We start from the raw sequence: 13,148 nt of genomic DNA, 5'->3' as shown, positions 1-13,148 counted from the left end.
CAGTTCCTCTTAATCGCGAAAAAAGCCCTTTTCGCTCAAATAGGGGACTGTAGTTCCCTCGTGAGCGAAGAGACGACCCGGACCTACCAAGGCCGCTTCCCACCGCCAAGCTTCGTCAAAACGCCGTCGTTGGCAGCGTCATAAGCTTGAAAGATTTTCGCCGCAATCGGAGAGGCGCCATAACGCCCGAAGCCGCCTTCGGGCACGACAACCGCGACGGCCAGCTTCGGGTTCTCGACCGGTGCAAAGGCGATGAACACAGCATTTTCAACCGAGCCTCCCGACACGCTTTGGGTGGATGTGCCTGTTTTGCGCGCCACATTAAAAGGCAGCTCCTCGATCCCCTCAGCCCCGCTTTTCATCCCGTGGATAATGGTGTTCCAATGCTCTTTAGCAAATTCGGCGGAGAAGTCCTCCAGTACTTCGGGCTCTATTTTTCTAACCAGCTGGCCCTGGTAGTCGCGTATCTCATCTACAAATAGCGGCTTCATCCGCTTCCCCCGACTAGCCAAAGTAGCGGTGTACTGAGCGAGCTGCAAGGTTGTCGTTTTCTCGTTTTGTCCCCAGGATGCATAAACCATCGCGGATTGATAACTGTCTTTCACAGCATTTTTGATAAAATCGTTAGAGCCTGCAAGCTCGCCCGGTAAGCCGCTGCCTGTTTTGACGCCCATTCCAAATTTCGCCATGTATTCCGCCCATTTGGCCGTCACTTCCGGATTCTCCCTGCCGTATTTGGCCCAGAATGGAATCCCGACTTTTTCAGACATGAACGTGTTCGAGGAATGTTCAATCGCCCCGGCAGCATCCATCGCCCCGTAAGCCGCTTTTCCCGAATTGGTGATGGTGCTGTTGCCTCCTTTACCAAAACTAAACGACCCCGTATCGTTATAAACATAACCATTCCCGCTGAAAAAATTCTCCTTAAGCCCTATCAACACGGACATAGGCTTAATCGTGGAACCCATGAACACAATCGACGATGGATGTTTCGCATTTTCTTTCTCGTCTGGATATTTGGCTTTTGCCGTTCGAATGCTGCCATTAGGAATAAAGCTCTCGATTTCTTTGTAGACGCTTGCCGACATGCCGCCGGTCCACGCGTTTGCATCGTAATCCGGATAGTTCGCCATCGTAACCACGCGTCCCGTATCCACTTCCATAGCCACTGCAAACCCGGAAGCTGCCTGCATCCCAACACTCAAGTACAAATCATTGGCGTGCGATGGGCTGCGCAAGTAACGAATATGCTCCTCCAGCATGCGTTCTGTCGCTTTTTGGATATCTTTATGTATGCTCAAATATAAATTATTTCCTTTGACTGGAGCCGTGACATCGGCTCTCCCAATGATTTTGTTAACGGCGTCCACGGGGTATGTCTTCCTGCCGTTTCTGCCGCGCAGCTCATCCTGATACATGCGTTCAATGCCATCGAATCCTACATTTTCCGAGCTCAAATATTCCTGGACCATAGGGCTGTCTTTGTAGATTTCTTTGGCTGTCGGAGAAGTAAAAGAGTTCGTATATCCCACTAAATGCGTGGCAATGGTCGTGTTGCCGTCATCATCCAGTTCATAGGTGCGGATGCTTTCCTCCGTTACGTCCAGCCATTTAAATTCATCCCGATGTTCTAAAAGGTAGGCGATCTCTTCGCTGGATAAATCCGCCTTAATTCTTCGTGGAACCCAGTAATAGCTCGGTTTCTTAATTTCAGCCTTATGGTAATCGTAGCCAATGTCCATGGCTAAAATGATTTCTTCTGGCGTCGGACTTTTCGAGTTTGGTTTGGCATACTTGTCGAAAACATCCGCTTTCAGCCGATCCGCAATAGCAATTAACTCATCTAACTTTTGCGCGCTGGGATCAATTCGAAAAAATAAAGATTGCATGGGAATGGTATACGCAAGCGGAGATTTCGAGGAGTCATAGATGTTGCCGCGAATGGGAGCAATTTGTATCGTTTGTGTGCCATTTCTATTCTCTGCGGCTTTATGTATTTTCGTTTCAACAAACTGCAGCATAGCCAATCGCACGATCAGGATGGAAAATAAGACAAAGGTTACAAAGAAAAAAAGATTGATCCGCAGCGAAAAATGTCTCTTTTGAGCAAGCTCTTTTTTCCTCGGATCATCCGCGATCGGCGATTTCATCACTGTAAGGCCCCCTTCTGTGTCAGGATGTATCCTGAAACAGACGCAGCGGCCCGGAAATAAGTTCACTAAAATTTGGAAAACTTGGCTCATTCCCAAGATAAGCTCACAAAAAAACCTTCAGACCCACTAATGAAGTGGATTTGAAGGTTTTTTACTCGCTTCTGCTTCTACCAAGGCCTCTTCCCGCCGCCAAGCTTGGTCAATATGCCTTCATTGGCTGCATCGTAAGCTTGAAAGATTTTTGCCGCAATCGGAGATGCGCCATAACGTCCGTAGCCGCCTTCCGGCACGACGACCGCCACAGCAAGCTTCGGATTCTCGACCGGCGCGAAGGCGATGAACACGGCGTTATCGATCGTTCCGCCTGAGACGGCTTGTGTCGAAGTCCCTGTCTTCCGAGCCACGTTATAAGGCAGTTCATCAATGCCTTCCGCGCCACTCTTCATCCCATGAATGATGGTGTTCCAATCCCCTTTGGCAAACATAGCGGTATTATCTTCCAGCACTTCCGGCTCTACCTTTTTGACTAGTTCACCTTCAAAGCTTCGAATCTCGTCAACGAACAACGGCTTCATCCTTTTGCCGCGGCTGCCTAGGGTTGCGGCAAACTGCGCGAGCTGCAGCGTCGTTGTTTTCTCATTCTGTCCCCATGAAGCATAAACCATGGCAGATTGATAACTGTCTTTTTTGGCGTTCTTGGAGAAGTCATTCGAACCGGCAATTTCGCCAGGCAAGCCGCTCCCCGTCTTGACGCCTAAGCCGAACTTCGCCAAATATTCCGCCCATTTATCCGTTACAGCAGGATTTTCCCCACCGTATTTCTGATAAAATGGAATGCCGACTTTGGCCGACATGTACGTATTGGACGAGTGTTCGATGGAGCTGGAGGCATCCAAGTTGCCATATGCCGTTCTCCCTGAGTTGGAAATCGAACTTGTCGAATTCGCTTTACCAAACGTGAAGGTACCTGAATCGTAATAGTACTGATTGGAAGGAGTAATCAACTTCTCTGTTAAACCAATCAGAACGGACAATGGTTTAATCGTGGAACCCATGAAAACGATGGAAGACGGATGTTTCGGACGCTCTTTATCTGTGTATTTCGGGTACGCGGTTGTAATCGAACCATTCGCAATATAGGAGCCAACTTCGTCTAAGGTTGCTTGCGAAATTCCGCCCGTCCATTCATTCGTATTGTAGTCCGGGTAGTTAGCCATCGTAACGACGCGCCCCGTATCTACTTCCATAGCTACCGCATAACCGGCCTGCGCATTCGCCCCGTATTTGATAAAGGCGTCATTCCGCGCGTACGGTGTATGTAGAAAAGCAATCTGATCGGCGATCGCCTTCTCCGCCGTTTTTTGAATATCTTTGTTGATCGACAGATACAAATTGTTCCCTTTGGTCGGCTTCGTTACCGTGGCGCGCCCGATAATTTTCATGGCCGCATTAACGGGGTAAATTTTATAACCATTTTTCCCGCGAAGCTCATCTTGGTACATCCTCTCGATGCCATCAAAGCCAACATTTTCTGTATCGAGATACTCTTTACTGTTTTCATTATCTTGGTACATCTCTTTGGCCTTTTCAGTCGAATAGCTTTTGAGGTAGCCAATCAATTGCGGAGCGATGGTCGACGGCGATCCGTCCGTATCCATGTCGTCCAATTCGTAAGTACGGATGCTTTCTTCTGTCACTTCGAGCCACTTGAATTCATCCCGGTGCTCTAATAAATAGGCGATTTCTTCTTTGGACAAATCTGTTTTGATTTTACGCGGAACCCAGTAATAACTCGGATCCTTCACTTTGTTTTTATTGATGTCATACCCCAAATCCATGGCAAGCACGATATCCGCGGGCTCCAGCTTCTTGGAATCCGGTTTGCCGTATTTATCAAAAACGTCAGTCTTCAGCTTGTTCGCCATGCGAATGACTTCATCTTTATCCTGCTGAGAGGGCTCGATTCGGAAAAATAAGGACTGCACTGGAATGGTGTAGGCAAGAGGTGATTTCGTAGAATCATAAATGTTGCCGCGGATGGGTGCAATTTTATTCGTCTGATTCGTATTTGTATTCTCTGCTGCCTTCAAATCTTTGGCTTGCACGAATTGTAAAATGGCCAAACGCACGATAAGTACGGAGAACAATAAGAACGTTATAAAGAAAAAGATATTGATCCGAAACGAAAAATGCCGTTTCTTCGTGATTTCTTTTTTCTTTGGATCATCCATTATGGATGGTTTCATCACACTCAGATCCTTTCTTACACAATAGCTTGCTGATCATCAAAAAGCTCTAGCAGGGATCGGATACCCTCCCCGGTATGATAGTCGTAACGGATAATGCGAACCGCATCGATGCCGACTTGATTCGGCGCCCACACATCGTTCGTTTCGTGATCACCAATATAAAGGACATCCTTGGCCGCTACACCCGCACGCTCCAGGGCAAGTTGGAAAATAGCCGGATCCGGCTTCTCAAGACCAACCTCTGTAGACACGAGGACAGGATCAAAATAGTGCAGAATTCCTTTATCCTCTAAAATAGCTTTCAATGTCGGTGCAAAATTGCTAATAATTCCTATTCGAAAACCCTGGGCTTGAAGCCGCTCGAGAAAAGGCTTAACATCATCAAACAATTCGTAATACTCAGGTGCAGTATAAATGTCGTACAGCTCGTGGCAGCAGTTGAAAATCTCTTCCTCTGTCCATTCCTCATGGATACCCAGCTTATGCAGCACATATTTATATAGGTTGACCCAGAATTCACGATCTGACTCCGGAGAACATACAATAAAGTTATCTTGCTTGTTCACATAATAAAATAGACGGAAAGCCTCCGTAAACAGTTCACTGATATGATCCTCATCCCGCTCCACAGCGCGCAATTGCAGGTACTGTTTCAAAATGGTCTGGGCGGCAGGAATCGTTAATAATGTGTCCCCAGCATCTAAGTAAATCATTGGATATTCCTGAATGGATTTAGACATACAAACTCCTTCATGTTCTCAAAAATAGCACTTTTAATAGTTTACCACATTTACGAATGGATGAGAAAAACCACAAAAAAGCCTCCTCCCGGATGTCCGTGAGAAGGCGGTTTACTTCCTTTTGTTAATCTTAAATAGGATTAAACATCTCTAATATGCGTTTGGTCAAAATTCGGCGGATTAAACCAGTTGCCCCCACTGGCCACCCAAGTGGAATCCAGAGGCACCCAAATTTTGGACTCTTTCAGATACACTTCGTTCCAAGCGTGAGGTCCATAGCTGCCCTGCCCGTCATAGCCAAGTCCCGTGACAACTTTCACATCCAGCCCTACAGCCCTTGCCATTTGAGCGTATAGCCTGGAATAATCAATACAAACGCCTTCCTTGGTGTTAAACGTATCTTCCGGTGTCTGTTCCTTCCAGATGCGCTGTTCTTCATACAGCTTCACTTTATCCCAATCGTAGTGGACTCGGGTGCCCACCCATTGGTACAGCAGCTTCGCCTTCTCTTCGTCCGTGGTTCCGCTGGAGGTGACTTCTTTGGCCGCATCTACGATGTTGCCTGGGACTTTCGCATCCAGAACTTCATATTTTCGCTGTAAAATATTCGTAAATTCCTGCTCCACCGCCCGGGTAAATACCGGCACCTTATCGGCGATGAAATCCCCGGTGAAGGGAGAAATGACTTCCTTCGCCCCTTTTTGATACATCTGAGAAGACTCGATATATGGGGTGACCATCGAATGCGGGAATAGAGTGACATAAATGAACAAAACGGCAATAAGAATGAGCGCACGAGCAAAACCTGCTACAGAGCCGATGGCGCCACCGGAAATCGACGAAATAAACGAATGGCTGCGTTCCCGATAAGGGTCACGATGAACCAGCCATGGTCCGATGAGCGGATCAATTAGCAGGTTCAGGAGCTGCTTAACAATCATGTAACCGAGCAAGAACAATACGCCGAAACGCAATAACGCGAAATCTCGAATGCTTGTCAGAGCCGTATAATACGCTTGTTTGAGAGCGCTAATCTCTACGGATGGCACCTGCAGATTCTGGCCCTTCAGCCAGGTTTGAAGCAAAGGGGATACGAGCTGCACACCTTTCCACGCAACAAACATGGACAAGATGACGACCACCGCTTCCACGAGCATGGAGAGCAGATGTTTGGCGGACCCAGACCCGCCTCGGAAAAAGCCCTGAAGGACAGAGCCTGCGAAAGTGAGCACAATCACAATGGATATGAAGTTTATTGAATTGGCTTTGAACCAGGTAATATCCGTCATGACTGCTCACCATCCTTACTTATTTTTCTACTAACCTGCGTTTTTCTTCGCTTGCTCAATGAAAGCATTCACTGCCGCATTCGCATTCATTTTAAAAGTTTTGCCTAGAAAAGTAACCTGCACTTCATCGCTTCCTGCCTTGCCTTCAACTTTCAGACTCTTCGTTGAAACGATAAAAGAACCGTCAGGATTTGCTTTGAATTGCGCTTCTTTGGCTTCCGAAGTTAACGCATTGATCGCTTTATCTTTGACCTCATCGCCAACCTGGGATACAACGCTTGTCCCAATATCCTTTATTTTATCCTTATAACTTGCTCCATAAACGACAAGAGCACCAACTACGACAAGGACAACAATCCATTTAACGACCGTTTTTACAATCCCGATAACAATAAATAAAACAATAATAGCAGCAACTAGTAAATACCAACGATCCTGTGCGAATGAAATCCACTGATCCAAAAGAACCCCTCCTGTTTATCCAAAAGTCCATCCCTATCATACTACAGGGAATCCTTAGTCTTCATCCCTTTTTTTCTTTAACTGCGCCAGTTTTCGCTGAATTTCATCCGTTTGATCGACTCTGCCTCTCGTTTTGCGAAAGGACTGACGGAGCCGGAATACCAGAAATACAGCGACGCAAGCAAGCAAAAGAATCACATAAGCATCCATAACTTCCTCCATCCCAATTGTGTCAAATTATACGGAAAGGTCATATCCATCGGACGAGCGGCGTACATCTTAAGAAGAGACAAGTCTAAACAAGGTGGTGAGCACATGCGAACAGCCCTTTGGCTGTACTTATTTATGTTTGTGGCTTTTTTTGATTTGCACGCACAGTACCCGATTCTGTCACCTTTCGCCTTATCCTTAGGGGCCGCTCCTTCCTTTATAGGGCTAATCATGGGCGTATACTCGATCACGCACTTGCCTGGCAATCTCATCGCTGGCTATGGCGTGGACAAATACGGCAGCAAATTTTTCATTGTCTTTAGCCTGATTGTAGCAGGGATCATCTTACTTTTTCAATCGAATGTAAAAGATCCATGGCACCTGCTCTACATTCGTTCCATAAGCGGATTTGTGCTTGCCTTCTTATCTCCGGCCTGCTTGTCACTGCTGGCACGCATCGCCAAAGACCGCATCCAACAAAGTAAGCTGATGGCGGGGAACGGCCTGATCCACACGTTAGCTTCCGTGGTTTCTCCTGCTGCCGGAGCCATCCTGGTTGCCAAAATCGGTTTTACAACCGCTTTTTCCGTGTTGGGCTGGATTCTGATCATAACGGGATTCTTGGCTATCTTTGGTGTCAAAGAGAAGCAGCTGCTGAGCCAATCCGCCGGCAAGCTTCCCGTTTTGGATCATCACGGCCACGGAATGCCAGATGAAGAGGCCAACTTTCCTGTCGGTGCGTCCGTTCCTTGGCTATTTTTTCTTATTCCAATGGCGCTTTCCTGCTCGCAAGGCATTTTATTCTTTGAGCTGCCGCTGATGGAATCCGCTAGAGAATCCATTCTCACCTCTGGCGTCTTTTTTACACTGATCAGCTTGGGCGCTCTGCTAAGTATTTCATTCTGGTTCCTTAACAAAGTATCGCCATTTATCCGGACTGTCTGTGGAAGCTTGTCGTTAGCTGTAGTTTTCTTCGGCTTAGCTATTCAGTGGCCTATCCCTTTACCTGTTTCCCTCTTCCTGATCGGAATGGCCAAAGGTGTTATTTATCCCGCATTAGCTGCCTTGCTTGCCAGCATTACCAGCAGCAGTCGGTATGGCCGCGTCTTTTCTTTGCTCTCGATTTCTTATTCCGTTGGCGCTTTTATCGGCCCTATGATGGCTGGGCAGCTTCGCGACCATATTTCTTCTTATTTCATCGCCTTCTTCATCCTCATGCTGGCACTTTCGCTTTTACCCTTGCGCTCGTTTAAAGCGCCAGTTACGACATAACGCTTCCTGTTCATGGCGGCTTGACCTGTGCAAGTCGTCTTTGTGCTGTCAATCTCTGTCATTTCCCGGGAAATGGCAGCGTATTATTTAGGCAAACGTCGAATGGAATCCTTGGATCAGTGCCAAAAACGGGTTATACTACAAAAAAACCTGATGGAGGATAGCCCATGTCGATCACAATCATTGTAGAAGGCAAAAACGACAAAAGCCGCCTAAAGCGCGTCGTTGACGATAGCGTCCAGATTCTTTGCACCTTCGGAACTCCTAGCTCGCAAACCTTGGAAGAACTACGAAAAAAAGCTGGAGACAAGCAGGTTTATTTGTTTACGGATAATGACTCTTCGGGTAAAAAAATACGCTTTCTGCTGAGGGATACGTTTCCGGATGCCGAGCAAATCTATACGCGTAAAGGATATGCGGGGGTCGAGGGAACGCCTGAGGAATACCTGATTCAGCAATTAGAAAAAGCAGGCCTGGAGGAGTATATTATCTACCCTTCACCAGATCCTGCTCTTGAATAGTTCATGCCGTTAACTTATTTCTCTTTGGACAAGGTCACCACATCTTTGACAATATGGTCCGCATCGAGTTCCGGATTGCTTGCATCATAATAATTGCGCAATTTCCCTTTTTTATCAACAAGTAAAATAGCATTGGAGTGAGAGAAGTTTCCGTCCTTCTCCTTGATGACCATGATGCCGAAGTCCTCAGCCAGCTTGTGGGTCTTCGCTTCTTCCCCACGGAGGAACATCCATCCGCTTGGATCAGGCTTGGACTCAAACTTGCTTCCGAACTCCTTCAGAACAGCCGGTGTATCCCGGTTCGGATCGACGGTGATCGAGATAATTTCGGATTTTGTGCCGAACAGCTCTTTTTTCTTCAAAGCATCCTGGACTTGCGTCAGCAGGAAAGTTGTCGGCATACAAACGTCCGGGCAAAAAGAATAGAAGAAATAAACGAGCCTTACTTTGCCATCCGTATCAGCGGAAGCAACGGTTTTCCCATCCAAGTCTTGCAGTTGAAAAGATGGAGATTGCTTCATCGCCGTCAAGCGTTGATCCGGTTCGCTGCTGTTCACCCAAAGCTTATAAGCAAAAGAAGCAATCATTGCAATCAAGATAGCGCCCAGCGCCAGCTTGAACCAATTTTTTTCAAAAAATGTACTCATTCTTGTCATCCGTCCTTCACTAGCTAATCTTTACCGTATCAATGACCATGAGGATCGATAAAAGTGTTAGATACATAATCGAGAAAAGAAACATGCGTTTCGCCCATACAACTTCAGCTTCACCTGTAGCTTTGAAACCCTTCACGCTCATGAACACCCAGATTAATCCGAGAATTGTGGAGCCAATTAAGAAGAGGTATCCTTCATATCCGTAAGCGGTCAACATAACGGTAACCGGAACGAGCAGGACCACATAACGGACCATGGAAATCTTAGTCACGTAAGATCCTTTGACGACCGGTAAAAGCGGGAATCCAGCAGCCCGATATTCTTCCATGCGGCGAATGCCCAGCGCCCAGAAATGCGGCGGCTGCCATAGAAATAAGAAGAGGAACACCAGGATAGCACCTAAATCAACCGTACCGCTAACTGCGCAGTAGCCGATGACCGGTGGCGTCGCACCAGAGAATGCGCCTACAAACGTACTCCAGACGGAGGTTCTTTTGAACCATGCGGTGTAGAGCCAGACATACAGGAACAAGCCGATTAACCCGATCAACGTTGCCAGTGGGGATGCTGCTCCAAAGTAGAGGACAGCCAGTCCGATCGTTCCCAGAATTATGCCGTACCATAACACGACATTGGGTCCGAGTCTTCCACTAGGCAGCGCTCTGTTCTGCGTCCGCTCCATTTTGGCGTCCATTTCACGGTCCAAGTAATTGTTCAGCACCGTACCTCCAGCCATAACTAGAGCCGTTCCGAGCATGGTAAAAAATAAATGGGCCCAACTTACGTCCCAGCGAGCGGCCATCCAATATCCGGCGAAAGCCGTCATTAGGTTGGAATAAATAATCCCCGGCTTCACCAGGCGATAAAAATCCTTTAACGTCACAGGCTCTGCAGATGTTGACTTATTAACCGCATCTATGGCTTCGTTCCGAGCGGAACCTGGTGTCGAATCGTTAGAAACGCTTTCGTAACTAGCTTGATTTTCCACGTCTTGCCCTCCTCTATATCGAACTTCCGAGCTCATTCAATTATAATCTTATTTATCATACCAACCCCTACACGGTTTGACAATGAAGTGGGGGCAGTTGTCATGATATTGTCGATTCTCCTTCCAGTATGCGTGTAAATTAAACTTGCCATTCTCTCCCAATGGAAAAAAGACCGCACTCTCGGTCATACCGAGCCATTTCGTTGTGTAAAATTCCAGTTCCCCGCCAACGAACGCAGGTGTCGCCACATCGCGCGGTAGCGAAAAGTGACTTCGTCGTCCTTGTAGGAGGAGAAACTCACGTAAAAAAAGGAGCCCTCAGGGCTCCTCCAACTTATTTATTAACCATTAATGGGGTTAAAGCAAGCAAGCTGCGGCGTAATTCCTGCCAAGCTTGGGCAAGGACATGCTGCAATTGCCAGGCATGCCGCCCCATGACCGTGACAATGATCCCGTGTTTATAAGTGAGGCTGGCACCGACGCGTACTTGTTTAATGTCATTTATCTTCTCCAGGCAAGTCAACAGGCCATCCAGGTGCTTCTGCCCAAGCTGATCTGAGAAGATATACAAATTCCCCAGATGCGTTTCCTGCTCCCAACTCCCTGGGGCTGTGAGCTGCATATGTCCGGGCTCGATTCTCTGGTTCTGATAATAAATCAGTTCCGTGCCGTACCAAACCTTCATTCGATTGGTATAACGCGAGTACTGAAAAATCTCTCCCCTCTGCGTTCGTCCCGGGCAGAGCACATCAGAGAATATGCACACAGCTCCCGGAGCAAGATGCACCTCCGTTTCGGAGAAGAACTGTGCATCTTTGTAGAGCATGAGCGGCTCGGGGATGTACTCCAGCAGCGCCCCCGCCTCCACATGCAGCGACTGGCGCTGCGTGCTTCCTTGCGCCCCTATAGAAGGATGAACCTTCGTGAACGACTGGTTCGTTAGAAAAACACGTGCGCCCTCTTCAAGGCGCACGTTGATTTCGTAATGATCCCCTGACATCAGTCCCGGGGAGCAGTCCATCATATAAACGCCCAGTTGTTCCACGGGCTGGTCTCCGGTGAACGTATCGTTCTCATAGCGGAACGTTTTGGCGATTTTAAGCGGGGAGGCGTGATATTTGTGAACCAGCTGCGTGAAGCCGCTGCGTACCGCAAATGCTGCCTGGATCTCCCCGGTCACCTTAGGCATGGCTGAACTCCTGCTCCACCCATGTCACAATATCATCAAGACCTGTGCCGCCCATCAGGTTGGAGAAAATATACGGACGGTCGCCGCGCATTTTTTTCGTATCCGAGTCCATGACTTCCAAGCTGGCGCCGACATACGGAGCCAAATCGATTTTGTTAATGATGAGCATATCGGATCTCATAATGCCTGGCCCGCCTTTGCGAGGAATTTTTTCCCCTTGAGCAACATCGATAATATAGATGAAGCGATCCACTAATTCCGGGCTAAAGGCTGCAGCCAAATTATCGCCGCCACTCTCGATGAAAATGATATCGAGATGCTCAAAACGCTGCTCCAACTCTTCAATCGCTTCGAAATTCATGGAAGCATCTTCGCGAATCGCCGTATGTGGGCATCCTCCGGTCTCCACCCCGATAATACGATCTTCGGGCAACGCCTCCGAACTGATTAGAATCCGCGCATCTTCCTTCGTATAGATATCATTCGTAATTACCGCAATACTGAAACGGTCGTTGAGTTTGCGTGCCAGACGCTCGACCAAAGCTGTTTTGCCGGAGCCGACTGGCCCTCCGATACCAATACGCATTGGACGGCTTCGATCGATAGACGGTTTCTCCCATTGATGGTGATGATGATGACCTTGTCCTTGACACATAGTCATTCCTCCTTGAATTTGATTTAAGACATGAACAATCGCGAATAGAGGGTCTCGTGCTGCATCATCGCCAGATCAGCCGAGGGTGAATTTGTATATGCATCCATAGGATCTAAATGAGCTACACGCTGCCACTGGCTTCCGATCAACGGAATCACCTTGGCGAGCAGCATTTGGCCTTGCGTTTGCCCCATGGACATGAGCCTGAGAGCACTGTTGATACAAGTCATTACACAGCTGTACAGGTATCCTTCCACCGCTTGATCCAGCGGAACGCCAAGGTGATAGCTCACCCATCCATGTACCATCGGATGATTGGCACTGCAGCGCCCGTCTTTCACGGCTTCGTCTAATGACTCCCAATCTAGCTCGGGATACATAGCCCGGGATAATTGCAGCAGCCTGCGTCCCATCTTTTGAACACCGCTTCTCGCCTCACTTGATACCCGTTGCACGTACAGCATGTGATCGATTGCCCAAAGCTGATCCCAATCCCCTTCGGGAATATGAATGTAGGCTGCTTTGATCACCATCGCATCAGACGATGACCAGCTGTGGAGGAGCATGGTGCTGATATAGGCCTCAAGCTCATCGACGGTTTCCAAACGTCCTTGCTGAACGAGCGTTTCCAAGCCGAAGGAATGTGAAAATCCCCCAATCGGCAATGCTGAATCTAGAAGCTGCTGGTAGGCAAGCCAGTGAAACTTTGGGGCTGCTATTTCTTGCTGCGTTGCAGTTGCCCGCTGCGCCTCATCCATGAGCAT

General features: G+C 47.9%; 13 protein-coding genes. 2 read left to right on the top strand and 11 right to left on the bottom strand.

Annotated elements, in window-relative coordinates; translation table 11 throughout:
* Positions 1–83 precede the first annotated feature (83 nt).
* From ACKTT9_RS06700 to ACKTT9_RS06675, 6 genes are all read right to left on the bottom strand, one after another.
* Entirely contained in the window at positions 84–2,150 is a 2,067-nt protein-coding gene (locus ACKTT9_RS06700) for a peptidoglycan D,D-transpeptidase FtsI family protein (RefSeq protein WP_407870955.1), read from the bottom strand.
* Between the two features lie 170 nt (positions 2,151–2,320).
* Entirely contained in the window at positions 2,321–4,399 is a 2,079-nt protein-coding gene (locus ACKTT9_RS06695; RefSeq protein ID WP_157319647.1) for a penicillin-binding protein 2, read from the bottom strand.
* Between the two features lie 17 nt (positions 4,400–4,416).
* Positions 4,417–5,142 carry an HAD-IA family hydrolase gene (locus ACKTT9_RS06690; RefSeq protein ID WP_157319648.1) on the bottom strand — a complete coding sequence of 242 codons (726 nt, stop codon included), beginning with the start codon at positions 5,140–5,142 and terminating at the stop codon, positions 4,417–4,419.
* Between the two features lie 140 nt (positions 5,143–5,282).
* Positions 5,283–6,431 carry a transglutaminase domain-containing protein gene (locus tag ACKTT9_RS06685; RefSeq protein WP_407870954.1) on the bottom strand — a complete coding sequence of 383 codons (1,149 nt, stop codon included), beginning with the start codon at positions 6,429–6,431 and terminating at the stop codon, positions 5,283–5,285.
* A 30-nt stretch (positions 6,432–6,461) separates the two neighbouring features.
* On the bottom strand, positions 6,462–6,893 hold the full coding sequence (locus tag ACKTT9_RS06680; RefSeq protein ID WP_127452967.1) for a hypothetical protein: 432 nt from the start codon (positions 6,891–6,893) through the stop codon (positions 6,462–6,464).
* 54 nt (positions 6,894–6,947) lie between these two features.
* On the bottom strand, positions 6,948–7,103 hold the full coding sequence (locus ACKTT9_RS06675; RefSeq protein ID WP_181646396.1) for a hypothetical protein: 156 nt from the start codon (positions 7,101–7,103) through the stop codon (positions 6,948–6,950).
* Positions 7,104–7,208: 105 nt separating this feature from the next.
* On the opposite strand from ACKTT9_RS06675, the gene ACKTT9_RS06670 reads away from it, so the two are divergent.
* Entirely contained in the window at positions 7,209–8,375 is a 1,167-nt protein-coding gene (locus ACKTT9_RS06670) for an MFS transporter (protein ID WP_407870953.1), read from the top strand.
* 167 nt (positions 8,376–8,542) lie between these two features.
* Positions 8,543–8,896 carry a toprim domain-containing protein gene (locus tag ACKTT9_RS06665; protein ID WP_407870952.1) on the top strand — a complete coding sequence of 118 codons (354 nt, stop codon included), beginning with the start codon at positions 8,543–8,545 and terminating at the stop codon, positions 8,894–8,896.
* 14 nt (positions 8,897–8,910) lie between these two features.
* Here ACKTT9_RS06665 and ACKTT9_RS06660 read toward each other — a convergent pair whose 3' ends face one another.
* The 5 genes from ACKTT9_RS06660 to ACKTT9_RS06640 all read right to left on the bottom strand — a co-directional run bounded on the left by ACKTT9_RS06660 (position 8,911) and on the right by ACKTT9_RS06640 (position 13,142).
* Positions 8,911–9,543, bottom strand: coding sequence for an SCO family protein (locus ACKTT9_RS06660; protein WP_127452973.1), 633 nt, complete (start codon positions 9,541–9,543; stop codon positions 8,911–8,913).
* A gap of 19 nt (positions 9,544–9,562) precedes the next feature.
* Positions 9,563–10,540, bottom strand: a complete 978-nt coding sequence (gene cyoE / locus ACKTT9_RS06655; RefSeq protein ID WP_246069033.1) for a heme o synthase — start codon at positions 10,538–10,540, stop codon at positions 9,563–9,565.
* Between the two features lie 334 nt (positions 10,541–10,874).
* Positions 10,875–11,729, bottom strand: a complete 855-nt coding sequence (locus ACKTT9_RS06650) for an urease accessory protein UreD (protein WP_407870951.1) — start codon at positions 11,727–11,729, stop codon at positions 10,875–10,877.
* Positions 11,722–12,384, bottom strand: a complete 663-nt coding sequence (ureG, locus tag ACKTT9_RS06645; protein WP_407870950.1) for an urease accessory protein UreG — start codon at positions 12,382–12,384, stop codon at positions 11,722–11,724. The genes ACKTT9_RS06650 and ureG overlap by 8 nt, the downstream gene beginning before the upstream one ends.
* A 23-nt stretch (positions 12,385–12,407) precedes the next feature.
* Entirely contained in the window at positions 12,408–13,142 is a 735-nt protein-coding gene (locus ACKTT9_RS06640; RefSeq protein WP_407870949.1) for an urease accessory protein UreF, read from the bottom strand.
* Between the last annotated feature and the right edge of the window lie 6 nt (positions 13,143–13,148).

Origin of the sequence: Paenibacillus sp. P36 (assembly GCF_045866505.1) — a bacterium.
Classification (GTDB): domain Bacteria; phylum Bacillota; class Bacilli; order Paenibacillales; family NBRC-103111; genus Paenibacillus_E; species Paenibacillus_E chondroitinus.
The sequence above is the reverse complement of the archived record's forward strand: the minus strand, read 5'-3'. Positions and strand labels throughout refer to the sequence as shown.